General features: G+C 67.4%; 19 protein-coding genes. 9 read left to right on the top strand and 10 right to left on the bottom strand.

The window, feature by feature from the left end:
* Positions 1-52: 52 nt before the first annotated feature.
* A complete protein-coding gene (gene aroC / locus ASF08_RS14450) occupies positions 53-1162 on the bottom strand; it encodes a chorismate synthase (protein WP_056146456.1) in 1110 nt (369 codons plus the stop codon).
* A gap of 49 nt (positions 1163-1211) precedes the next feature.
* Positions 1212-2351, bottom strand: coding sequence for an anhydro-N-acetylmuramic acid kinase (locus ASF08_RS14445; protein ID WP_018044428.1), 1140 nt, complete (start codon positions 2349-2351; stop codon positions 1212-1214).
* Positions 2352-2474: 123 nt separating this feature from the next.
* Here ASF08_RS14445 and tyrS point away from each other — a divergent pair, with 123 nt between their 5' ends.
* Positions 2475-3764 (top strand): tyrosine--tRNA ligase, encoded by a 1290-nt coding sequence (tyrS, locus tag ASF08_RS14440; RefSeq protein WP_056146454.1) that lies wholly within the window; start codon positions 2475-2477, stop codon positions 3762-3764.
* A 403-nt stretch (positions 3765-4167) separates the two neighbouring features.
* Here tyrS and ASF08_RS14435 read toward each other — a convergent pair whose 3' ends face one another.
* A complete protein-coding gene (locus ASF08_RS14435) occupies positions 4168-7626 on the bottom strand; it encodes a YhdP family protein (RefSeq protein WP_056146453.1) in 3459 nt (1152 codons plus the stop codon).
* Between the two features lie 167 nt (positions 7627-7793).
* Here ASF08_RS14435 and ASF08_RS14430 point away from each other — a divergent pair, with 167 nt between their 5' ends.
* Together ASF08_RS14430 and ASF08_RS14425 are read left to right on the top strand one after the other, a co-directional pair.
* Positions 7794-8261, top strand: a complete 468-nt coding sequence (locus ASF08_RS14430; RefSeq protein WP_056146451.1) for a peroxiredoxin — start codon at positions 7794-7796, stop codon at positions 8259-8261.
* Positions 8262-8385: 124 nt separating this feature from the next.
* Positions 8386-9621, top strand: a complete 1236-nt coding sequence (locus tag ASF08_RS14425; protein WP_082473211.1) for a M23 family metallopeptidase — start codon at positions 8386-8388, stop codon at positions 9619-9621.
* 27 nt (positions 9622-9648) lie between these two features.
* Here ASF08_RS14425 and prfB read toward each other — a convergent pair.
* Positions 9649-10777, bottom strand: a protein-coding gene (gene prfB, locus ASF08_RS14420; RefSeq protein ID WP_147830138.1) for a peptide chain release factor 2 whose coding sequence is annotated in 2 segments (ribosomal slippage) — positions 9649-10707 and positions 10709-10777 — 1128 coding nt in all. Because the reading frame shifts where the segments join, the coding sequence is not laid out codon by codon here.
* 127 nt (positions 10778-10904) lie between these two features.
* Here prfB and ASF08_RS14410 point away from each other — a divergent pair.
* On the top strand, positions 10905-11330 hold the full coding sequence (locus ASF08_RS14410; RefSeq protein WP_056146447.1) for a ribosomal maturation YjgA family protein: 426 nt from the start codon (positions 10905-10907) through the stop codon (positions 11328-11330).
* 3 nt (positions 11331-11333) lie between these two features.
* On the opposite strand, the gene ASF08_RS14405 is transcribed toward ASF08_RS14410, so the two are convergent.
* Positions 11334-11654 (bottom strand): hypothetical protein, encoded by a 321-nt coding sequence (locus ASF08_RS14405; protein WP_043764740.1) that lies wholly within the window; start codon positions 11652-11654, stop codon positions 11334-11336.
* Between the two features lie 227 nt (positions 11655-11881).
* On the opposite strand from ASF08_RS14405, the gene ASF08_RS14400 reads away from it, so the two are divergent.
* The gene (locus ASF08_RS14400) at positions 11882-12175 is read left to right on the top strand and encodes a hypothetical protein (protein WP_056146442.1); all 294 of its coding nucleotides are present in this window, start codon (positions 11882-11884) and stop codon (positions 12173-12175) included.
* An 85-nt stretch (positions 12176-12260) separates the two neighbouring features.
* Here ASF08_RS14400 and ASF08_RS14395 read toward each other — a convergent pair whose 3' ends face one another.
* From ASF08_RS14395 to ASF08_RS14385, 3 genes are all read right to left on the bottom strand, one after another.
* A complete protein-coding gene (locus tag ASF08_RS14395; RefSeq protein WP_056146439.1) occupies positions 12261-12473 on the bottom strand; it encodes a hypothetical protein in 213 nt (70 codons plus the stop codon).
* Between the two features lie 129 nt (positions 12474-12602).
* On the bottom strand, positions 12603-13820 hold the full coding sequence (locus ASF08_RS14390) for an LL-diaminopimelate aminotransferase (protein ID WP_018044439.1): 1218 nt from the start codon (positions 13818-13820) through the stop codon (positions 12603-12605).
* A 107-nt stretch (positions 13821-13927) separates the two neighbouring features.
* Positions 13928-14188 (bottom strand): hypothetical protein, encoded by a 261-nt coding sequence (locus tag ASF08_RS14385; protein ID WP_018044440.1) that lies wholly within the window; start codon positions 14186-14188, stop codon positions 13928-13930.
* Between the two features lie 226 nt (positions 14189-14414).
* Between ASF08_RS14385 and ASF08_RS14380 the strand changes: the two genes are divergently transcribed.
* Positions 14415-16217, top strand: a complete 1803-nt coding sequence (locus ASF08_RS14380) for a PHA/PHB synthase family protein (RefSeq protein WP_056146436.1) — start codon at positions 14415-14417, stop codon at positions 16215-16217.
* A gap of 204 nt (positions 16218-16421) precedes the next feature.
* Here ASF08_RS14380 and ASF08_RS14375 read toward each other — a convergent pair whose 3' ends face one another.
* The gene (locus ASF08_RS14375; RefSeq protein ID WP_056146611.1) at positions 16422-17744 is read right to left on the bottom strand and encodes an OmpP1/FadL family transporter; all 1323 of its coding nucleotides are present in this window, start codon (positions 17742-17744) and stop codon (positions 16422-16424) included.
* A 390-nt stretch (positions 17745-18134) separates the two neighbouring features.
* Here ASF08_RS14375 and ASF08_RS14370 point away from each other — a divergent pair, with 390 nt between their 5' ends.
* From ASF08_RS14370 to bioB, 3 genes are all read left to right on the top strand, one after another.
* Positions 18135-19019 carry a fumarylacetoacetate hydrolase family protein gene (locus ASF08_RS14370; protein WP_056146432.1) on the top strand — a complete coding sequence of 295 codons (885 nt, stop codon included), beginning with the start codon at positions 18135-18137 and terminating at the stop codon, positions 19017-19019.
* A 212-nt stretch (positions 19020-19231) separates the two neighbouring features.
* The gene (locus tag ASF08_RS14365; RefSeq protein ID WP_056146429.1) at positions 19232-20224 is read left to right on the top strand and encodes a DUF808 domain-containing protein; all 993 of its coding nucleotides are present in this window, start codon (positions 19232-19234) and stop codon (positions 20222-20224) included.
* 91 nt (positions 20225-20315) lie between these two features.
* Positions 20316-21347 (top strand): biotin synthase BioB, encoded by a 1032-nt coding sequence (bioB, locus tag ASF08_RS14360; RefSeq protein WP_056146426.1) that lies wholly within the window; start codon positions 20316-20318, stop codon positions 21345-21347.
* Positions 21348-21349: 2 nt separating this feature from the next.
* Here bioB and ASF08_RS14355 read toward each other — a convergent pair whose 3' ends face one another.
* Positions 21350-22834 carry a sensor histidine kinase gene (locus ASF08_RS14355; protein WP_082473210.1) on the bottom strand — a complete coding sequence of 495 codons (1485 nt, stop codon included), beginning with the start codon at positions 22832-22834 and terminating at the stop codon, positions 21350-21352.
* Positions 22835-22844 lie beyond the last annotated feature (10 nt).

Genomic DNA, 22844 nt, shown 5'->3' with positions numbered 1-22844 from the left:
CACCCCCGCCCCTCCCCACAAGGGGGAGGGCGTGCCGTTGCGCATGATGCGATCACTCCCGATCGCGCGTCCCGACCTGCCCCCGGTGACGCAGATAGTGATCGGCGAGCACGCATGCCATCATCGCCTCGGCGACGGGGACGGCGCGGATGCCGACGCAGGGGTCGTGGCGGCCCTTGGTGACGAGGTCGACGTCACGATTGTTGGTCGTCACGCTCATGCGCGGCGTCAGGATCGAGGAGGTTGGCTTCACCGCGAAGCGGCAGATCAGCGGCTGGCCGGTGGAGATGCCGCCGAGGACGCCGCCCGCATGGTTGGCGAGGAAGGTCGGCGCGCCGGCATTGCCGGAGCGCATCTCGTCGGCATTCTCCTCGCCGCGCAAAGCCGCCGAGGCGAAGCCGTCGCCGATCTCGACGCCCTTCACCGCGTTGATCGACATCATCGCGGCAGCGAGATCCGCGTCGAGCTTGCCGTAGATCGGCGCTCCGAGGCCCGGCGGCACGCCTTCGGCGACCACTTCGATGACGGCGCCGATGGACGAGCCGTCCTTGCGGATACCGTCGAGATACTCTTCGTAGAATTTGGCCGTCTCGGCATCGGGGCAGAAGAACGGGTTGCGGGCCACCTCGTCCCAATCCCACCGCGACCGGTCGACCGCATGCGGTCCCATCTGCACCAGCGCGGCCCGGATGACGATGTCGGCCGGCAGGACCCGCCGCGCGATGGCCCCGGCCGCCACGCGGGCGGCGGTCTCGCGGGCCGACGAGCGCCCGCCTCCCCGATAATCGCGGATACCGTATTTGGCGTCGTAGGCGTAGTCGGCGTGGCCCGGCCGATAGCTGTCGCGGATCTCGGAGTAATCCTTCGAGCGCTGGTCGGTGTTCTCGATCTCCAGGGCGATCGGCGTACCGGTGGTCAGCTGGACGCCGCCGGTGCGGTCGTCGGCGAAGACGCCCGACAGGATGCGGACCTGGTCGGGCTCGCGGCGTTGGGTGGTGAAGCGCGACTGGCCGGGCTTGCGCCGGTCGAGCTCCGCCTGGATGTCCGCCGCCTCGATGGCAATCCCGGGCGGGCACCCGTCCACCACGCAGCCGAGGGCCACCCCGTGGCTCTCGCCGAAGGTGGTCACGCGGAAGAGATGGCCGAAAGTGTTGTGCGACATGGTGGGAGACGCTCTAGCGCGGGTTTCGGCTGAGGGCAAAGCGCCGGGCTCATGCCTCCGGCCGCGCCAGCACCCCGCCGGTCATCGCCTCCCGCACGCCCGTGGTCGACGGGAAGGTGATCGGCAGGCCCTTCAGCGAGCGCACGGCGAGATGCGCGAAGGCCTGGGCTTCGAGATAGGCCGAGGACCAGCCGATGGCGTCCGCCGTCGTGATCTCGGCGCGCAGATGGTAGTTCAGGAGCCGCACCAGCTCGCCGTTGCGGGCGCCGCCGCCGGCGACGATCCAGCGCGTGGGGATCTCCGGCGCGTGGTCGAGGGCGCGTGCCACGGCGCGGGCGGTGAAGGCGGTGAGCGTCGCCGCCCCGTCCTCGGTGGAAAGCTGGCCGGCGAGCTTGTGCGAGAACCAGTTGCGGTCCAGCGATTTCGGCGGCCGGCGGAAGAAGAACGGATGGGTCAGGAGCCAGGCGAGGAGCGGCTCGTCCGGCCGTCCCCGCGCCGCCGTGCGCCCGCCATCGTCCAGGGGCCGGCCGGTGCGCTCGCGCATCCAGTCATCGATGAGGGCATTCCCGGGGCCGGTGTCGAAGGCGATCACGTCGCCGTTGGAGGCGATGAGAGTGGCATTGGCGACCCCGCCGATATTGAGGATGCCGAGCGCACCCTCGAACCCGGCGGCCTTGGCCAGCGCCTTGTGGAAGACCGGCACCAGCGGCGCCCCCTGCCCTCCCGCGGCGATGTCCGCGTGACGCAGGTCCGACACCACCGGAATCCCGAGACGGCGGCTCAGCGCGGCGCCATCGCCGATCTGCACGCTCATGCGCTGATCGGGGCGATGGACCACGGTCTGGCCGTGGAAGCCGATCACGTCGATATCGCTGGCGCTCAGGCCGTTCGCGGAGAGGAAGGCCTCCACCGCCTCCGCATGGGCCGCGGTGACGAAGGCCTCCGCCTCCGCGAGGCAGCCGGGCCGATCCTCGCGGGCGACCACCGCTTCGGAATCGGACAGCGCCCGGCGGAGCAACTCGCGATCCTCATCGGTGTAGCCGCGATAGCCGGTGGGGCCGAGGGGTTCGAGATAGCCGTTATGGCTGCGGACCACCTTCACGTCCTCGCCGTCGGTCTCGATCAGCGCCACGTCGACGCCGTCGAGGGAGGTGCCGCTCATCAGGCCGATCGCCCGCATCATGGTCATGCCGTTTACGCCCCGTGCCTTCCGCGGTGAGCCCTGCTAAGAGCCGCGCATCACTTGACCTGCTGCTATCACGCCGGCGTTTCTCCTGTCCCGCGCCGCGACCAGTCGAATCCGGAACCCCGCATGTCCACCGCCACGCCGAACCAGCCCGAGACCTTCGCGCCGAAATCCGACTTCCTGCGGGTTCTGTCCGAGCGCGGCTACATCCACCAGGGATCGGACCTCGCCGGGATCGACGCGGCGGCCCTGGAAGGCCGACTGACGACCTATGTCGGCTACGATTGCACGGCGGCCTCCCTCCATGTGGGGCATCTGCTCTCGATCATGATGCTGCATTGGCTTCAGGCGACGGGAGGCACCCCGATCACCCTGATGGGCGGCGGCACCACCCGGGTCGGCGACCCGTCCGGTCGGGACGAGTCGCGAAAGATCCTGACGCTGGAGCAGATCGAGGAGAACAAGGCCGGGATCCAGAAGACCTTCTCGCGGTTCCTGACCTTCGGTGGCGGCGGCAATTCTGCCACCATGGTCGACAACGCCGAGTGGCTGACCAAGCTCAACTACATCGAGATGCTGCGCGATATCGGCCGGCACTTCTCGGTCAACCGCATGATGTCCATGGACAGCGTGCGGATGCGTCTGGAGCGCGACCAGGAACTGTCGTTCCTGGAGTTCAACTACATGATCCTGCAATCCTACGACTTCGTCGAGCTCAACCGCCGCTACGGCTGCGTGCTGCAGATGGGCGGATCGGACCAGTGGGGCAACATCGTCAACGGCATCGATCTCGGCCGTCGCATGGGCACGCCGCAGCTCTACGGGCTGACCTGTCCGCTCCTCACCACGGCGTCCGGCGCGAAAATGGGCAAGACGGCGGCGGGCGCAGTCTGGCTCGATGCCGGGATGCTGAGCCCCTACGATTACTGGCAGTTCTGGCGCAACACCGAGGACGCCGACGTGGCGCGGTTCCTCAAGCTGTTCACCCTTTTGCCGATGGACGAGATCGCCCGGCTGCAGGCGCTGCAGGGCGCCGAGATCAACGAGGCGAAGAAGGTGCTCGCTACCGAGGCGACGGCCCTGATGCACGGACGCGAGGCGGCCGACGCCGCTTCCGAGACCGCGCGCAAGACCTTCGTGGAAGGCGCCGTGGCGCAGGACCTGCCGAGCGTCACCGTCGCCCGCTCCGTCCTGGAGGCCGGTCTCGGCGTACTCTCGGCCTTCGGTCCCGACCACGCCAGGCTCGTCCCCTCCACCAGCGAGGCGCGGCGCCAGATCAAGAGCGGCGGGTTGCGTGTCAACGACGTGCAGATCAGCGACGAGAAGGCGGTGCTGACGTTGGCCGATCTCGGCCAGGATGGGGTGGTGAAGCTCTCCTTCGGCCGTAAGAAGCACGTGCTTCTCCGGGTCGAGTGAGACGACGGGGGTAGAACCTCAAGCGCGGGTTTCGAAGGTGTGGCGCGTCTCCCTTCCCCCTCTGCGGGGGAAGGTGGCCCGCGCAGAGGGTCGGATGAGCGGAGCGCGTTGTTCGGAGAGATCGCCCCCTCTCCCGCCGGCGGCGCTAGAGCATTCACATCGTTCGCGGGATGCGCCACCCTGCCCTCCTCCCCAGCGGATCTCGGGCCTGCCCGAGATCCGTCGAGCTTGTGGGGAGTAGTTGGAGGTGGGGGTGGTCGGGTGCCCCTCCTGCTGCTGCGGAGGCTGGCGTAGCCACCCCCACTCCTAACCTCTCCCCACAAGGGGAAGAGGGACGCGCTCTGCCTAAAAGAGCAGCTGCGTCAATTCAGTGGCCCGCAGAGGGAAGAAGCGGCCGGCTAGCTCAGCGTTCGGTTTCTCCGGCGGAGGTCGCGCCGGGAAAGCCGTCATTTCCTCCGGCGCTGAACAGACGGCGCAGGATGCCGGGCGCCAAAGCGGAGAGCGGGTTCACGCTCACATCCGGCTTGGACAGGCGGCCCGAGACTCGGAAATTCAGGGCGAACAGGCCCTCGTTGTTCCCGCCGCCGAGGAGTTGCCCGAACAGGGGGAGCCGCGAGACGACGTTGTTCAGCCCGTAGAGCGGGACGAAGGTGCCGTTGATGTCGGCGCGTTCCTTGGCCGTGTCGAGGTAGCCGCTCATGGTGAAGCCCATCGCCGCGTTGGAGATGGCGGCGTCGGTGAAGTCGACGCGGCTGCCGGTGCGGGTGAAGTTCGCCCGCAGGCGGTCGAAGCTCACGTCGTTGCCGGCGTTCTGGATGATCTGCTTGCGGCCCTTGGCATCGACGACCTCGCTGGTTGCCGGACCCTGCGCCATGATGCTCGACAGGGCCGGCTCGTTGCGCAGCGTGAAATCGCGGATCTGGACCACGCCGGTCTGCGGCCCGTCCCCGAGGGTGCTGCCGAGGACGAGGCGCCCGCCATACATGCGCTTGTAGATATCGACGAAGCGCAGGGTAGCCCCGGCATCGGTGGTCTCGATGTTGATCGAGGGATCGCCGCGGCCCGAGCGGGACACCACCGCCGAGAAGCCGGCTCCGTTGAAGCGGCCCTGCAGGCGGCCCGAGCGGAAATCCTTGCCCTTCATCGAGAGCTTCGCGCTGGCGCCGGTCAGGGCCTCGCCGTTGAATCCCGTGATGATGCCTAAGCTGATATCGGCCTCGATCTCCTTGGACTGGTCTCGGCCGCTTTCCTTGCCGGCCTTGCCCTCCGGTCCTCCGAGCGATTTCATGAAGGGCCGCGCATCGGCCACGGCCCCTTTCACGCCCACCTTGTAGAGGTTGCCGCTGCGGTCGATCTGGATGCGCATGTCGTCGCCGGGCGACAGCTTGAAGCTCGAGAGGTCGGCCCGGTCGAATTGCCCATCGCCATTGATCGCCGCCGTGCCGCGCGCGCTGGCGCTGCCGGCATCGAGGACGATGTCGCGCAGGTCCATGGCCCCCCCCGGGCTGACCTCGGTCATGACGAAGCTGACGCGCCCCGGCTTGCCGGCCGGTTTGACGAAGCCCGGAATCAGGCCATCGATGGAGGCGCGGGACAGATCCGCTTCCATGCGGATGGGCGAGCGCGCCGGGCTGCCCTTTCCGATGGCGAGGTTGATCTTCAACGGGATCGGCCCGGCGAGCTGCGGCGCCATCGGCAGGCCTCGCCTCGCCCGCAGGGCCTCGTCGAGGAGGAGCGTCGCGTTGACCTCACCCGGTGCGCCCGCCTTCGGTTGGCGCAGGTCGAGGGTGAGCGGCGAGCCGAGCACCCGGCCGTCGCCCTTCAGGGTGAAACCGCCCCGTTCGTAGGTGACGGCGAAGCGGCCGTTCTCGAGCTTCTCCTTTCCGAAAGCCTTCTCGACGGCGAGGTCGCTCAGGGTACCGGTGAGGCTCACGGGCAGGTCCGGCAGGTCGGGGATGCGCTTGAGGTTGAGCGGGAAGTCGATGCGCAGATCGGCATTGCCCTTGACCGAGGCCGGGTCGATCTCGACCCCGGTGAGGTTCTTGAACATCTTGGTCTGGAGCAGGGCGACGAGGGCGTCCGCACCACCGCCGAGCTTAAGGCCGATCTGGGCGGTGACTGTATCCGGCGTGATCTTCGGGATCACGAACGAGCCGTCCGTGATGTAGAGCGTCCGGTCGTCCGGCATCTTGATGTCGGCGGTGACGCCGCGGATGTTCGTAGTGAGGCCGGTGATGGTCCCCGTCACCCGGCCGCGGCTCAGGGGGGGAGCGCCCTCGCTGACCGCCAGCGTCGCGTTGGAGACGGCGAAATCGATATGGATGGCGCTGTCCGGCATCGGCTCGCCACGCGTCGCGGCGGCGAGCTCGCTGCCGCTCATGTCCACGGTGATGTCGACCTTGTCCACGAGGCCGCCCTGGAGGTTGTCCACCAGATACTCGCGGGCGGGCGGAGCGATATGCTCCGGCCACAGGCGCAGGGCCATGCGCCCATCGGTATGGGCGGCGTTGATCTTCAGCGTGAGGCCGCCCTCGTCGGCGCTGGTGTCCACCGTACCGGTGACCCGGCCGGTGGCTCCGCCGGCTCCCGCCACGGTGAACTCGTCGATGGAGAGGCCGCCGTCGCGCCCCGTGACATGGGCCGAGAGGGCGTCGAGCTTGACCGGCTTGTCGGTCCTGGCGGCGCCGCGCAGGATCGCATCCTTGCCCGCGAGGGCCAGGGTCCAGGCCGTGGGGCCGCCCACCGGGCTCGCGGTCCAGACACCGGCGAGATGCACCGCGTTGCCGGCTCCGAGGTAATCGATGCTGTCGAGGTTCAGGACCCGCTTGGCCTCGTCCCAACTGACCGAGGCGGTCAGGCTTTCGATGGTGACCGGGTTGAAGTCCTTCTCCTCGATGAGGAAATTACCGTCGCTGGTCTTGACCGTCGCTTTCAGGGCCTCGACCCGACCGTTGTCGAGCCCGACCTCCGCCTTGGCCGAGACCTTCAGGTCGGTCTCGATCGGCAGTTTCGATTGCCCCGAGAGGAGGAGCAGATCGGTGACCGGCAGATCGTCCAGGGTGATGATGCCATTGCGCTTTCCGTTGCCGCCCTCGTGCAGGTCACCGCCGAAGCGCCATTCCCCGTGAGGGCCGTCGATGCGCAGCTCGAACACCCGCGAATCCCGCACCGCGTCGCGTCGGAACAGCCCGTTGACGTGTTCGAACACCCCACGCTGGCGGGCGTCGTCGTCGATCAGCGTCAGGCGCCCATTGGTGATCCGCGCCCGGTCGAGGGCTCCGACGACACCGGCCGGATCGAGGACGATGCCGAAGATCGAGGCGATAGCGGCCGAGATCGGCGACGAGTTTCCCCGGGCACTATCGACGCTGGGCAGCGTATGAGGCTCCGCTGCGGCATGGGCCGGATCGGAACCGGCAAAGGCGATGGACCCGTCGCGGTGGACCAGGGCCGTCATCTGCAGGTCGCGGAACTCGATGGCCCTCGGCTGGACCGCGAGGCGCAGCAGACCCCAGGTATCCAGGCTCACCACCGCCATGGGAGCGCGCAGGACGAGGGCGCCGTCCGGGTTGTGGATGTCGAGGCCGGCGACCTGAAGCGCCAGGGAATTCTCGGAATCGAGCTCGATGGTGCTGTCGCGCAGGTCCACCCGCCAACCGGGGCCGATACTGCCCGCGATGGCCGAGGCCACGCGCTCGGACATGCCGTCGATGCGCAGGGGACCGTTGGTCAGACGCCAGAACGCCCCGGAAACGGCGAGCGTGAGGGCGGCCACGAGAACGAGCGAAAGCCATAGCAGCGGCCGCCGCCGCCGCCGAGGCGACCTACCCCGTCGCAAAGCTGTGGCGGTGTCCTGGTTCATCGATCCTTGAGCCGCTGGATCGGACGGGCCGCTCACGCTATCGAGCAGGTGTCCGGGATTCGGGGTTGCCTTGACCCGGCAATCTTTTGGTCCTCAGCCGAGGGGTCATGTGCCCCTCGATCAACGTCTCTTGTGGCACACTATCAATCGGCCGAAAGGAAGGCATCATGCCTCTCGACACCGGAGATCACGCTCCCGCCTTCACATTACCGGGCGCGGGCGGTGAGGAAATCAGCCTCGCCGCGTTCAAGGGTCGCAAGGTCGCACTCTACTTCTACCCAAAGGACGATACCAGCGGTTGCACCCTGGAGGCACAAGGCTTCAACGCCCTCGGCGCCGCCTTCGCGGAAGCGAATACCGTGGTGGTGGGCGTCTCCCCCGATACGGTGAAGAGCCACGATAAGTTCCGGGCGAAGTACGATCTGACCTTCCCCCTCGCTTCCGACGAGAGCAAGTCGATGCTCGAAGCCTACGGCGTATGGGTGGAGAAGAGCATGTACGGCCGCAAGTACATGGGGGTGGAGCGCACCACCGTGCTCATCGACGGCGAGGGACGCATCGCGCGCGTCTGGTCGAAGGTGAAGGTGCCCGGCCATGCGGAGGAGGTTCTCGCCGCGGCGCGCGCGCTGGCCTGAAGCCACTGCCGCGCGCGTCTCGACGTCGACGTCTCGCGCGCGGGATTTTGCGCTTCGTTAACCCTGATCCCCTCCAATGGCGGGAGTTGGAGTGGGGTGGGCCCGGATGCGTTTTTCGTTTCCCATGATCGGTGGAATACGCCTGCCGAACGCGGGACGACGCCTCGTGCCGGCCCTCGTCTGTGGCCTCGCCATCGCCACGCTCTGGGCCGGTGCCGCCACATGGTACCTCGTGTTCCACGACGAGATCCTGGCCCGCTTCGTATCCCAGCAGACCGCCCTGCAATATGCCTACGAGGAGCGGATCGGAGCCCTCAGGCTTCAGCTCGACCGGGCGACGATGGAGCATCTCGCCACGCGCGAGGGATTGGCCGCGCGGGTGGCCGATCTGTCCCAGCGCCAAGCCGCGATGGAAAAGCGTCAGGCCCAGCTTTCGCTGCTCGCGAGCGAGGCCGGTCACCCCATCGCGAGTGCCGGCCGGAGTGCGGCGGACGATCCCGCCGAGACCGGGGCGCTCGGTTACGCGGCCACGATCACCGACCCGGTCGCCAAATCTCCGGCCAAGCCTGCGCCAAAACCCTTTCCGACGCCCGACGCCTTCGAGTTGCGCTCACGCGACGGCGCGCCCGGCCGGCAGTCTCTGCGAGAGACCGAGCAGGTTCTGGCGGGGCTGGATCAGCGCCTCAATGGTCTGGGCGCGCACCAGATCCGAACCCTTGATGCGCTCGGCGTGCGCGCGATCCGCGGCTCCCAGCGCCTGCGTGACATCGTCATCCGTGTCGGCCTCGACCCGCAGCGTTTCGAGCGCCAGCGCGAAGCGGGTCTCGGCGGGCCGCTCGTGCCGCTCGCCACCGATCCGTTCGGCATCGCGGTCGGGCAGGTCCAGCGGGCTCTGGGAGAGGAAGACCGCCTCCGCCGCATCGCATCCGCCCTCCCCGTGCGGCAGCCCCTGGCCGGCAAGTACAGCCTGTCGAGCGGTTTCGGACCCCGTCTCGATCCGTTCACGCGCGGGCTCGCCCTGCATACCGGCCTCGACATGAAGGCCGAGTTCGGGGAAAGCGCCCGCGCGACGGCGGCCGGCCGGGTGACGGTCGCCGATTATAGTGGCGGCTACGGCAACATGGTGGAGGTCGATCACGGCAGCGGGCTCGTGACGCGCTACGCCCATCTGTCATCCATCGCGGTAGGCGCGGGAGAATGGGTCGAGGCCGGAGCCGCCATCGGCCGTGTCGGCTCCACCGGCCGCTCGACGGGAAGCCATCTGCATTACGAGACGAGGATCGACGGCGAGCCCGTGGACCCGCAGCGCTTCCTGCGCGTCCTCGGCGGATCGGACGCGCAGTTCCTCGCCGCTAGATAGGAGAGCCCAACTGAAGGGAAGCGAGGACTAATCGATGTCCTCGACTTCGCCGGCCCCGCCATAGACGCGCTGGGCCAGGGACGCTTCCATGAAGGGATCGAGTGCACCGTCCAGCACTTCGTCGGGATCGGTGGACTGGGTGCCCGTGCGCAGGTCCTTCACCAGCTGGTAGGGCTGCAGCACGTAGGATCGGATCTGGTGGCCCCAGCCGATATCGGTCTTGGCCGCGTTCTCGGCATTGGCCTTCTCTTCGCGCTTCTTGAGCTCGGCCTCGTACATCCGGGCGCGCAGCATGTTCCAGGCCGTGGCCCGGTTCTTGTGCTGGGATCGCTCCTGCTGGCACGCCACCACGATCCCGGTGGGATTGTGGGTGATGCGCACCGCCGAATCGGTGGTGTTCACGTGCTGGCCACCGGCGCCCGACGACCGATAGGTGTCGATGCGGCAATCCGATTCCTTGATCTCGATGACGATGCGGTCGTCGATCACCGGATAGACCCGGACGCTGGCGAAGCTGGTATGGCGCCGCGCGCTCGAATCGTAGGGCGAGATGCGCACGAGGCGGTGGACGCCGGATTCCGTCTTGAGCCAGCCATAGGCGTTGTGGCCCTTGACCATGAGCGTGGCGCCCTTGATCCCGGCCTCGTCGCCATCCGACCACTCGACGATGTCGACCTTGTACTTCCGGCGCTCGGCCCAGCGGCCGTACATGCGCTGGAGCATGTTCGCCCAGTCCTGGCTCTCGGTGCCGCCGGCCCCGGCATGGACTTCGACATAGGTGTCGAGCCCGTCGGCCTCGCCGGACAGGAGCGTCTCGATCTGGCGGCGCGCGGCCTCCTTCTCGACGGCGCGGATGCCGTTCTCGCCTTCGAGAATGGTGTCCTGGTCGCCTTCCATCTCGCCGAGTTCGATGAGCGTCGCGGCGTCATCGAGATCCTGGCTGAGCTTCTTGATCGCGCCCGCGGCGTCCTCGAGGGCGCCGCGCTCGCGCATGACCTTCTGCGCCGCCTCGGCGTCGTTCCACAGGTTGGGATCCTCGGAGGCTGCGTTCAGCTCCGCGAGGCGCTTCTCGACGGTATCCCAGTCAAAGATGCCTCCTCAGCAGTCCGATCGACTGCTTGGCGGCATCCGAGAGTTGTTCGATCTCGGCGCGCATCTGGTGTTTCGGCTCGTGGTGAAGGTACAGGGCTTAGCGTGTGAGCGCGGGTGATACCGAGACGCCCGCCCGGTGTAAACGGCGGCGCCCGTCTTCCTCTTCCCTCAGGTCCGGGACGGTCCCCCGCATGACGCCAGCCACCACCTCTCGACCCACGGGCCGCATTCGGTCGCGAGGGGGCTGTCTCGCAGCGAGTCTCGCCATCATCGTCGCGGGGCTGAGCCTGCGCTTCGTGCCCCTCGGTCTGCCGATGGGGATCGTCAAATACGGCGGTTCGGCCCTGTGGGCGGCAATGGTCTACGCCTTGGTCGCGGCGTTGCTGCCGCACCGGAATGGGCAGGCGATCCTCCTCGTGGCCGGTGCGATCGCTCTGGTGGTGGAGCTCTCCCGCCTCGTCCATACGCCGTGGCTCGACGCGTTCAGACTGACGCTCCCCGGCGCCCTGTTGCTCGGGCGGATCTTCTCGCCCTGGAACCTCGTCGCCTATGCCGCAGGCCTCGCCGCATCTGCCCTCGTGGATCGGTGGGCCGGCCTCCGCGCGAAAGGCGGATAGGTGTCAGCGGCCGTAGGCGGGAGGCGCGACGCGTGCCGGGGCCAGGACGAATTCGTGCGGCCGGCGGCGCCCGTTCAGCGGACCTTCCGTCGGCGAATCCTCGAAATAGCTGTTGCCGCTGAGGCCGAACCCGCCGCCATTCATGACGCTCGGCACCGGAATGGCGCGCGCATCGTCCGGGACGGGACGGCCCGTCGCCCGGTCTGTGGGCAGGATGTAGGGGCCATTCGCCGCCGTATAGGACGTTTGAGCGACGGCGCCGGAGGCGAGGGACAGGCCGAGGCCGATCAGGCCTGCGGCGGCGAAGGTCGAGAGATGCTGCACGGGTCGCTCCGTCGCGGTGTTCACATGCGGCCGCGGCCGCTCATGCCCTTACCATGCCCCATGAGAGGTTGCCTGTCCGTGTCCTCGCCGCTCCAAGATCCATCTTTTTCGATGCCGGCCGGTCCCGTACGGGGGAGATGCTTCCCGATCCAAGGGGCAACCAGCCCGGATTCTCCGCGTTGAACCAGCAAGCGCAACCGATAAGCGCATTCAGCAAGGAGCCTACCATGACCGCCATCAAGATCTCCACCGCCGCCGCCGCATTGGTCGTTGCCCTGTCCGGCGCCGCCTTCGCGCAGACCGGAATGCCCGAGAGCCATGGCACGAATGCCGCCGGTTCGAAGTCGGGCGTGGTCGGCAAGGGGGACAGCATGGAGGCAGGCCCCGCCACCACAGGCACCGCGACCGCGCCGGGCGCCCGCACGGCACCGGGCAGCGCCATGCCCTCCACTCCCGGCATGACCACCAACGATCCGAGCGCAGCGCCGCGGCCCGTCTCCCCGGCACCGGCCGTTCGCTGAGATCGGGTCCAGCGCCCGACAAAAGGAAAAGGCCGGAGCGATGCTCCGGCCTTTTTCTATGGATGGGACGCCGTGTCCGCGCAGCTCAGCCCTTGGCGCGCAGGACGACCTGAGGCTCGCGTTCCACCGGCACGCAATTGGTGCGGATCGCATTCAGGACGAGGGGCTGCGAATCGCAGACATAGCTGAGACCCGGATCCGGTGCGGGAACCGGATCACGCGCGACGATCGGGTTCGGCGCGCAGGCACCGGCCGATCCGGCCAGCAGCAGCGCGACGGTCAGGGTCAATCCGCGCATACGATCCTCGGTGGCAGGCGACATGGCGCGACCCTGCTCACCGGGACGGCATGTGACAAGCACATGAGAGGGGCTCGGGCCGCTTTGGCGCGACCTGTCTCCCCCCCGCAACATCACCGATGACGCGATTCAGCCCGCTTTCGTGAGCGGGACGACGTTGTGGAGCGTGCGGTCCGACGTCTCGAAGAAGCGGCGGATGTTGCGGGCCGCCTGGCGGATGCGCTGCTCGTTCTCCACCAGCGCGATACGAACGTAATTGTCGCCGTGTTCGCCGAAGCCGATGCCCGGTGCCACCGCCACGTCCGACTTCTCGAGGAGGAGCTTGGAGAATTCGAGGCTGCCGAGGCCCTGATACTTCTCCGGGATCGGCACCCAGGCGAACATCGAAGCCGACGGGCTCGGGATCTTCCAGCCGGTCTTGTCGAACGACTCGATCAGCGCGTCGCGGCGCTTCTTGTAGATCGAGCGCATCTCCACGATGCAATCCTCGGGTCCGTTGAGGGCGGCGGTGGCCGCCACCTGGATCGGCGTGAACGCCCCGTAATCGAGGTAGGATTTCACCCGCGTGAGAGCGGCGAGCAGGCGCTCGTTGCCCACCGCGAAACCCATGCGCCAGCCGGCCATGGAGAAGGTCTTCGACAGCGAGGTGAACTCCACCGTGCAGTCGATGGCGCCCGGCACCTCCAGCACGGAGGGCGGCGGCTCGCCGTCGAAATAGACCTCCGCATAGGCGAGATCGGACAGGATGATGATCTCGTGGCGCTTGGCGAAAGCGACGAGGTCCCGGTAAAAATCGAGGCTCGCCACGTAGGCCGTGGGGTTCGAGGGATAGCAGACGACGATCGCCACGGGCTTGGGGATCGAGTGCTGCATCGCCTTCTCGACGGCGGGGAAGAAGGCCGGGGTCGGCTCGGCCGGCACGGAGCGGATCACGCCGCCCGCCATCAGGAAGCCGAAGGCGTGGATCGGGTAGCTCGGGTTCGGCACCAGCACCACGTCGCCCGGCGCGGTGATCGCCTGCGCCATGTTGGCGAAGCCTTCCTTGGAGCCGAGCGTCGCCACCACTTGCGTGTCGGGGTTCAGGCTCACGCCGAAACGGCGCTTGTAGTAGTTGGCCTGCGCCCGGCGGAGACCCGCGATGCCCTTCGAGGACGAATAGCGGTCCGTGCGCGGCCGGCCGGCCGTCTCCACCAGCTTGGCGATGACGTGGCGCGGGGCGTCGAGATCGGGATTGCCCATGCCGAGATCGATGATGTCGGCGCCATTGGCGCGCGCCTGGGCCTTGATCCGGTTGACCTGCTCGAACACGTAAGGGGGCAGGCGCTTGATGCGGTGAAAGTCGGTCATGGGCTTCACGGGGTCCGATGCGCCAATCGCATGATTCGCGCGTTCAAAACTGTCATCACTCTGACGTGGTCGACCTGTCTACCATTTCGGCGGCCCGGAGCCGACCGTTATTGTGCAGGCTGGATCTGGCCTGTGGCGCGGGCGGCGCTCTCGGCGGCACGGCCCTTGGCTTCGTTACGGCCACGAGCGCCCATCAGATCGTTCTCGAGACTCTTGGTCCCTTCGGCGGTGCGGGCGCTGATGGGCCTGGCTGGTGCTGCGACGCCGACGGGCAGGTATTCGGCGTCGGTCTTGCGGGATTGCACCACGAAATCGGGCGCCTTCACATCCTTCGGCCCGCCCCCGGCGAGCGTATAGGCGCCGCGCATGGCGTTGAGGTCGCCGGAGCATCCTCCCGCGGCGAGAAGGCCGCCGAGGACGAGGGCCAGACGGGGGACGAAGCCGCACCGCCTGTGATTCCGTGATGAAGGCTCTGACATAATGACCTGAAACGTAAGCCGCGCCCTGGCGGAAAGTCGAGGTGCCGCGTTAATTTGTCGAGAACGAGGACGGTTCGGCCGGGCCGTCCCGCGGAAATAGAGGGGAAATCAACGCGTGACGACCGACAGGACGACACCGCTTCCCGATATCGACGCCTTGTCCCGCAACGCGACGTTGCTGATCGAGGAGTTCACCCGCACGGCCGGCGCCTACATGAAGCCGATCAGCCAGGCGGACCCGCTCGATCCCGAACTGGCCAAGCCTCCGGAAGAGGTCAACGACGTCGTCAAGACCCTCGGCACCGTCGTCGAGCGCTGGATGGTCGACCCGCAGAAGTCCCTCGAAGCCCAGAAGAAGCTCAGCGACGCGTTCATCACCCTCTGGGGCTCGACCTGGCATCGCCTCCAGGGCGAGGAAGCGTCGCCCGTGGCGTTGCCCGAGGCGAAGGACAACCGCTTCAAACACGCGGAATGGTCCACCAACCCGATCTTCGACTTCATCAAGCAGAGCTACCTCATCACCTCCCGCTGGGCGGAAGAGCTCGTCGACGAGGCCGACGGGATCGACGAGCATACGCGCCACAAGGCGCAGTTCTACCTGCGCCAGATCGTCGGCGCGCTCTCGCCCTCCAATTTCGTGATGACCAATCCCGAGCTGATTCGGCACACGCTGCAGGAGAACGGTGCCAATCTCGTGCGCGGCATGAAGATGCTCGCCGAAGACATCGAGGCCGGGAAGGGCCAGCTGCGGGTCCGCCAGACAGATCCGTCCGGCTTCGAGGTCGGAGTCAACGTCGCGGTGTCCCCCGGCGAGGTGGTGTTCCGCAACGACCTGATGGAGCTCATTCAATACTCGCCGACCACCGAGACGGTGCTCAAGCGCCCGTTCCTGATCGTGCCGCCCTGGATCAACAAGTTCTACATCCTCGATCTCAACCCGTCGAAGAGCCTGATCGGCTGGATGGTGTCGCAGGGCCTCACGGTCTTCTGCATCTCGTGGGTGAACCCCGACGAGCGCCACGCCGACAAGGATTTCGAGAGCTACATGCGCGAGGGCATCGAGGCGGCCATCGACGCGATCGGTGTCGCCACCGGTGAGAGCGAGGTGGCGGCGGCGGGATATTGTGTCGGCGGCACCCTGCTGGCGGTGACCCTGGCGATGCAGGCGGCCACGGGCAACAAGCGCATCAACAGCGCCACCCTCCTGACGACGCAGGTGGACTTCACCCATGCCGGCGACCTCAAGGTCTTCGCCGACGAGGAGCAGATCCGCAGCATCGAGGCGCGGATGAAGAAGCGCGGCTACCTCGAAGGCTCGGGCATGGCGACCGCCTTCAACATGCTGCGGCCGAACGACCTGATCTGGTCCTACGTGGTCAACAACTACGTGAAGGGGCAGACGCCCTCGGCCTTCGACCTGCTCTACTGGAACGCCGACGCCACGCGGATGCCGGCGGCCAACCATTCCTTCTACCTGCGCAATTGCTACCTCGATAACACCCTGGCCCAGGGGCGCATGATCCTCGGTAACGTCCGCCTCGACCTGAAGAAGGTGAAGGTGCCGATCTTCAACCTCGCCACCCGGGAGGATCACATCGCGCCCGCCATCTCCGTCTTCGAAGGGTCGTCGAAATTCGGCGGCAAGGTCGATTACGTGCTGGCCGGGTCCGGTCACATCGCCGGCGTGGTCAACCCACCCTCCAAACCGAAATACGGGTTCTGGACCGGCGGTGCGGCCAAGGGGCGTCTGGAGGATTGGATTTCGGCGGCGACCGAGCACAAGGGGTCGTGGTGGCCCTACTGGTTCGAATGGCTGGAGAAGCAGGCCCCGGCCCGCGTGCCGGCCCGGATTCCCGGCGAGGGTGGTCTGCCCTCCCTCGGGCCGGCGCCCGGAACCTATGTCCGCATGAAGGCGTGATCGGATTGGGTCGTTGCCATTCGTTTCGAATGGCCGAGTCGAGAACGGGATCGTCGGTGGTCCCTGCGGCCGGATGACGGGTGTTCGGCTGCGTTTTTTCGGATCCCCGTCACCTCATCCTTCAAGGCGGCTGTCGCCGCAGCTCAGGATGAGGTCGACGAGGGGAAGATCTCCACACTGCCTCGGTGTTCCGGCTGAGGACACTCAGAACTTCCGAACCAGCGGCGCGGAAGCGATCGGAGCGGCCGGCGTGCCGAAGACGTAGCGGAAGCCCACCGAAACGATGTCCGCGCTGCCGCTCGTATCGGCGGCGAAGGGAATGTTGCGGAAGTTGTAGTCGCGGCCCGGACCGGCGAGGAGCTTCGAATCGCCCACGAGGAAGAGGTGAGAATAGGCGATGTTGAGGGTCAGCTTCTCGCTCCAACGATAGCTGCCGCCGAGCGAGACGTTGAAGCGGTCGCTGTCGGGCAGCCGAACCGAGCGGTTCGAGAAATCGATGGGCGATTGTTCGTAGGCGAGACCGGCCCGAACGGTGAGGGCTGGCGACCAATCGTACTCGCCGCCGACGGAATAGGTGTAGCCGTCCTTGTAGTTCAGGGGCAGCGTGGTCGCGATGCCGCCGGTGGTGCGGCCGACGATGCCGACATCGCCGAGCCTCGACCAATTGTCCCACTCGAAACCGAGATTGACGCGGGCGACCGGGCTGACGGCCTGGGTCAGGCCGACACTCACCTTCTCCGGGGTATTGAGGTTGGCGGTGACCTGCTGGCTCAGGAAGGCCGCCGGCCCCGGCAAAAGGAAGGCGCCTTCGATGTCGTGATGCACGGAGGAGCGATAGCCGACGCCCAACGCCGTGCCGGCCCAGGGGGTGATGAGCACGCCCGCCGTGAAGCCGACGCCCCAGGATTCTCCCTTGAGCGACGCGTTGGGGGCGATGAGCGGGCTGAACGAGAGCGGGAAGGCCTGGCGAAGGGTCAGCCGGAAATACTCGATGTTCGGCCCGGCGGCGATCGAGAGCCACTCGTTGACCTTGAAGCCGATGGTCGGGTTGAACGAAAGCGAGAAGATGCGGCTCGACCGTCCGTAGACTTCGCCGGCCCAGTCGTCGCGAGGCTTGGTCACGAGGCCGAAGGGAGCGCCGGTCTGGATGCCGATCCAGAGCCGGTCGGTGAGCTGGTAGGAGGTGGCGCCGGCCGGGATCACGGCGCCCTGGCCGATATCGCCGCTGCCGCCCAGCGGCGCGAACAATGGCGAGGTGCCGTCGGTCGGGGTGATCTTGGAGGAGAGGTTGATGAAGCTGAGATTCTGCTCGCTGACCCAGCCGGGGTTCATGGTGATCGTGGCCGGGTTCCAGAACATTGAGGAGACGCCGCCGGAGCCGGACGCGGCGCCCGCGAAAGCCTGACCCTGCGCGAGGGTGCTCTGTTCGCGGATGCCGAACGCGCCGGCCATGGCGTCCCCTGCCGTTAGGGTCAGGACGGCGGCGGAGAGTCCCGCCAGAGCCGTGTTGCGAATCGTCATGGCCATGTCCTGCTCCCGACCCTTGCTTGCGATGCTCGGATTTACCGCGGCGTGATCCCCGGCCGGCATCTTGAGCAGAAGAGTGCCGTTCTTGGCAAGTCTATGCAATCCATGTGCGGCAAAGTGTTAATCGTTTCATAATCTGCGATTTACTTCGGCTATGCCTTCGCCGACATACGTCGCCCGTGTCACCGAAAGGCATCGCGACGAATCGTTCACATCTAAACTGTCCGATTTACGTATCTCGTATCCTGCAGAAAAATGCGTATCGCGCGGGATTTTCAAAGGGATGTATGAATTATGCAACATGTCCCTGTCCGGTCGCGACACCTTGCCAGGGACGGTGGAGGGACCGATGTCTCGGGCTGACAATGGATCGAAGCGGAGCGAGAACCGATGAAACTTGTGCGTCACGGAGATGTGGGCGACGAGAAGCCCGGCTTGATCGATGCCGAGGGCGGGTTGCGCGATCTGTCGGGCATCCTGCGCGATATTTCCGGCGCGGCCCTCGCCACGACGTCATTGGAGCGCCTGCGCGCCATCGATCCCGAGACGCTGCCGCTCCTCCCCGCCGAGACGCGGCTCGGCCCCTGCGTCGGCGGCACCCGCAACTTCATCGCGATCGGGCTGAACTATACCGATCACGCGGCGGAGATCGGTGCCGACATCCCGGCCGAGCCCATCGTCTTCAACAAGGCGCCCTCCTGCATCTCCGGCCCCAACGACCGGGTCATTCTGCCGAAGGGGTCGGCCAAGACGGATTGGGAGGTGGAACTCGCCATCGTCATCGGCGCGCGCGCATCCTACGTCCATGCCAACGAGGCCCTGTCCTATGTGGCGGGCCTGTGCCTCTGCAACGACGTCTCCGAGCGCGAGTTTCAAATGGAGCGCGGCGGGACCTGGACCAAGGGCAAGGGGTGCCCGACCTTCGGTCCCCTCGGGCCGTGGCTGGTGACTCTGGACGAGATCCCCGACCCGTCCGCCCTGGACCTGTGGCTCGACGTGAATGGCGAGCGGATGCAGTCGGGGTCGACATCAACGATGATCTTCGGCGTCGCCCAGATCGTCGCCTATCTCTCGCATTTCATGATGCTGGAGCCCGGTGACGTCATCACCACGGGCACGCCCCCCGGTGTCGGGATGGCACGCAATCCGCCCCGCTTCCTCAAGAACGGTGACGTCGTGACCCTCGGCATCACCGGCCTCGGCGAGCAGCGCCAGGAAATCGTCGCCTTCGACGATTGGACCGCGAAGGTCGCGGCCGGCGAACCGACTCATTGAAACGGGGCGGGGATCGAAATCCCCGCTCGCTCGTCTCCTCTCCTAAGCGGGTTCGCGTCGGCAAGCCAACGCTTCACCCTGCTTGGCTCTTTGCTGTGTCGCAGGGTTTTATCGCAGAACCGGGGGCCACTTCTGCAAAACCTGCTTAGACGCAGCTTGGCCGGTAAATCGCATCGCACGGCTCGGCCCATGGCAGTTGGAAGGACCTAACCTTGAGCATCGGACTGATCGCCCTCCTCGACGACATCGCGGGGCTCGCCAAGGTCGCGGCCGCCTCCCTCGACGACGTCGCGGGGCAAGCCGCCAAGGCCGGTGCGAAAGCGGCAGGGGTCGTCATCGACGACGCCGCCGTGACGCCGCGCTACGTCGTGGGCTTCGCGGCCGAGCGCGAATTACCGATCGTGGGCAAGATCGCCATCGGTTCGCTGCGCAACAAGATGCTGTTCCTGCTGCCGGCGGCCCTGCTGCTGCAGGCCTTCGCCCCCTGGGCCATCACCCCGCTGCTCATGCTCGGCGGGGCCTATCTCTGCTACGAGGGCACCGAGAAGGTCTACGAGGCGTTGTTCCCGCACAAGGCGCATGCGCATGAGGCCAAGCTCGATGCCGATGCCGGGGACGGCGCGGCTCTGGAAGCGCGCAAGGTCTCCAGCGCGATCAAGACGGATTTCATCCTGTCGGCCGAGATCATGGCGATCTCCCTGGCCTCTCTTCCCGAAGGCAGCATCTGGACGAAGGCGATCGTGCTCGCGGTGGTCGCCATCGGCATCACGGTCTTCGTCTATGGCGGCGTGGCGCTCATCGTGAAGGCGGACGATGCCGGGGTCGCGATGGCGAAGAACACTTCGGCGTCCGTGTTCGGCAGCGCGATCCGCGGTTTCGGCCGTGCCCTGGTCAAGGGCATGCCGGTCTTCCTGCAGCTCCTGGCCATCATCGGCACGGCCGCAATGATCTGGGTCGGCGGCGGCATCCTCGTCCATGGTCTCGAAGGTTACGGCCTGCCACAGGTCGCCCACGTGATCCACGACGCCGCTGCCGGCACCGCGAAGATGGTGCCGCCGGTCGGACCCGTCGTTGAATGGATCGTCACCGCGATCGGCTCCGGCATTGTGGGTCTCGTCGTCGGGGCCGCGCTCATTCCGATCACCAGCTACCTCATCGCGCCGCTCTGGTCGGGCCTGTCGGGGTTGCGCGGCAAGACGGCGTGAGGGGGCGATCCTGGCCGGCCTGAAGCCAAATGCATCGGGGCATGCGGCCGGCCCGGCTTGATTTTCCGGCGAAGATTCGCCTCATGGGGCCATGACTGACACCGTGGCCCCCCTCGCCCCCTTCCCCACCCCCTTGCCCGCCACCGAGATCCCCGCGATCCGGCACGATTGGACCGTGGCCGAGATCCAGGCGATCCACGACCTGCCGCTCCTCGACCTCGTGTTCCGGGCGGCACAGGTCCACCGCGCCCATAACGACCCGGCCGATATCCAGCGCGCCGCCCTGCTGTCGATCAAGACCGGCGCCTGTCCCGAGGATTGCGCCTATTGCCCGCAATCGGCGCACCACAAGGGCACCGGCCTGCCGCGCGAGCGCCTGATGGCGGTGGATAAGGTGCTTAAGGAGGCCGCCGCCGCGAAAGCCGCCGGAGCCCATCGCTTCTGCATGGGCGCCGCCTGGCGCCAGCCCAAGGACGGCCCGGAATTCGATGCCGTCCTCTCCATGGTGCGCGGTGTCCGCGGCCTCGGAATGGAAGCCTGCGTCACGCTCGGCATGCTCACCCCGTCCCAGGCGGGCCGCCTCGCCGAGGCCGGGCTGACCTCCTACAACCACAACCTCGATACCGGCCCGGATTTCTACGGCGACATCATCTCGACGCGGACCTACGAGGATCGCCTCAACACCCTTCAGAACGTGCGCGATGCCGGGATCGGCGTCTGTTGCGGCGGCATCGTCGGCATGGGTGAGGGCGTGAAGGACCGCGCGGCGATGCTTCAGGTGCTCGCCAACCACGCCCCCCATCCCGAGAGCGTGCCGATCAACGCCCTGGTGGCCGTCGAGGGGACCCCTCTCGAGGACCGTCCGCCCGTGGACCCGCTCGATCTCGTCCGGATGTGCGCCACCGCCCGCATCGTCATGCCGAAGGCGCGTGTGCGTCTCAGCGCCGGCCGCAAGGGGCTAACCCGCGAAGCGCAGATCCTGTGCTTCCTCGCCGGCGCGAACTCGATCTTCTACGGCGAGCGCCTCCTCACCACGGCCAATAACGAGACCGATGCCGATGCCGAACTGCTTCGCGACATCGGCATCACCGTGCCGGGCCTGACCCTGGCGGCCGCGGAATAGGCTCAGGGCGACGTCGTCGGGCGGTCCGGGATCACGATCCGGAAGCGGGCGCCTTCCCCCTCCCCCGTCGTATCCAGCGTGAGAGAGCCGCCCTGAAGCTCGATCAGTTCGGCGGCGATCGGAAGCCCGAGCCCGGTCCCGCCCGCGCGCGTCGACCCCTCGAACGGTGAGAACAGGTTCGCCCTCGCCCGTTCGGGAAGCCCCGGCCCGTTATCCGCGATGAGGATCGTCACCCCGCCCGCCCCCGGCCGGCCGTGGCGCGTGGCCTCGATCTCGATCACTGGATCGAGCAGCCGCGCCTTGTCCGAACCGATGGCCTGAACGGCGTTGCGCACGATGTTGGTGAGCGCCCGCGAGAACTGGTCGGGATCGACCTCCACCTCGACATTCTCGTCGCAGGCCACGCGAATCGTCACCCGTGACGCGCCGTCGAGCCTGGACAGGTCGGATTGCTCGGCCAGGATCGGCGCGAGCTCGACCTTGCGCCGTTGCGGGACGGCCTCGCTCGCCCGGCCATACGCCAGCGTCTCCTCGCAGAAGCGGATCGCCCGGCCGAGAGTGGCGAGGAGGCGGGGGGCGATGCGCTCCACCGCCGGGTCCGACACCGATTCCAGCCGGTCGCCCAGAAGCTGCGCCGTGGTCAGGAGGTTGCGCAATTCGTGGTTGATCTTGCTCACCGACAGGCCGAGTTCGGCGAGGCGGCGCTTCTGGCGCAGTTCGCCGGCCAACGCCGTCTCCATGCGGGCGAGCGCCACCTCCGCGTGACCGATCTCGTCGGTCCGGCGCGACGGCGTGATGATGCGGTCGCTCCCCTGGGGATCGTCGGCGAATTCCGTGATGTTGCGGGCGAGGCGCCGGACCGGGCGCACGATGATCCGCTGCAGCATCAGGAAGACGAGGCCGGCCACCGCCGCGGCGATCGCCAGCGACGAGAGCAGCAGCCGGTCGGCGAAGTCGATCAGCGCCTCGCGCAGGGGCGCCTCGTCGAGGAGGATCTCCACGAGGTCGAACCCGTCCCGGCCATGGCCGATGACCCGGACCGGGCCGTTGCTCACGGTGAAGACGGTGCGCCATGCCCCCCCGATGGAGGCGATCCAGTCATGGGAGCGCAGGTCGACGAGGCCTGCGACCTCCGAGGGGATCGTGTCCACGGCAAGGAGGCGGCGCGTCCCGTCGCCGCGCACCGCGATGGCGCTGGCGCCGACCCCCCTCAGGAGATGGCGCGCGAGGTCTTCCGAGACGTGCTGATCCGGCGAGGCTTCGAGGACGAGGGCGGCGATCTGGGCGGCGGCGATGCGGTCCGACAGCCACATGCGCCGGTAGTTCGCCACGGTCGGCACGTAGATCAGGATCTCGACCAGGGCGACGAAGGCGATGGTCACGAGGAACAGCCGGCCCGACAGGCCGAGATGACGGCCGATTCCCGCCCGCGCCTCCGCCTCGACGGGGACAGGCAGTTCCATGCCGGCGCGTGGCGTCGCGTCCATCACGGGGTTC

Origin of the sequence: Methylobacterium sp. Leaf85 (assembly GCF_001422125.1) — a bacterium.
Taxonomy (GTDB): domain Bacteria; phylum Pseudomonadota; class Alphaproteobacteria; order Rhizobiales; family Beijerinckiaceae; genus Methylobacterium; species Methylobacterium bullatum.
Note: the sequence above shows the minus strand (reverse complement) of the source record. Positions and strands in the feature narration are given on the sequence as shown.

Excerpts from the sequence above, each read along its gene's own strand:
- aroC (WP_056146456.1), bottom strand. The coding sequence starts at position 1,162 with ATGTCGCACAACACTTTCGGCCATCTCTTCCGCGTGACCACCTTCGGC.
- ASF08_RS14445 (WP_018044428.1), bottom strand. The coding sequence starts at position 2,351 with ATGACCATGATGCGGGCGATCGGCCTGATGAGCGGCACCTCCCTCGAC.
- tyrS (WP_056146454.1), top strand. The coding sequence starts at position 2,475 with ATGTCCACCGCCACGCCGAACCAGCCCGAGACCTTCGCGCCGAAATCC.
- ASF08_RS14435 (WP_056146453.1), bottom strand. The coding sequence starts at position 7,626 with ATGAACCAGGACACCGCCACAGCTTTGCGACGGGGTAGGTCGCCTCGG.
- ASF08_RS14430 (WP_056146451.1), top strand. The coding sequence starts at position 7,794 with ATGCCTCTCGACACCGGAGATCACGCTCCCGCCTTCACATTACCGGGC.
- ASF08_RS14425 (WP_082473211.1), top strand. The coding sequence starts at position 8,386 with ATGATCGGTGGAATACGCCTGCCGAACGCGGGACGACGCCTCGTGCCG.
- ASF08_RS14410 (WP_056146447.1), top strand. The coding sequence starts at position 10,905 with ATGACGCCAGCCACCACCTCTCGACCCACGGGCCGCATTCGGTCGCGA.
- ASF08_RS14400 (WP_056146442.1), top strand. The coding sequence starts at position 11,882 with ATGACCGCCATCAAGATCTCCACCGCCGCCGCCGCATTGGTCGTTGCC.
- ASF08_RS14395 (WP_056146439.1), bottom strand. The coding sequence starts at position 12,473 with ATGCGCGGATTGACCCTGACCGTCGCGCTGCTGCTGGCCGGATCGGCC.
- ASF08_RS14390 (WP_018044439.1), bottom strand. The coding sequence starts at position 13,820 with ATGACCGACTTTCACCGCATCAAGCGCCTGCCCCCTTACGTGTTCGAG.
- ASF08_RS14385 (WP_018044440.1), bottom strand. The coding sequence starts at position 14,188 with ATGCGCGGCGCCTATACGCTCGCCGGGGGCGGGCCGAAGGATGTGAAG.
- ASF08_RS14375 (WP_056146611.1), bottom strand. The coding sequence starts at position 17,744 with ATGGCCATGACGATTCGCAACACGGCTCTGGCGGGACTCTCCGCCGCC.
- ASF08_RS14370 (WP_056146432.1), top strand. The coding sequence starts at position 18,135 with ATGAAACTTGTGCGTCACGGAGATGTGGGCGACGAGAAGCCCGGCTTG.
- bioB (WP_056146426.1), top strand. The coding sequence starts at position 20,316 with ATGACTGACACCGTGGCCCCCCTCGCCCCCTTCCCCACCCCCTTGCCC.
- ASF08_RS14355 (WP_082473210.1), bottom strand. The coding sequence starts at position 22,834 with ATGGACGCGACGCCACGCGCCGGCATGGAACTGCCTGTCCCCGTCGAG.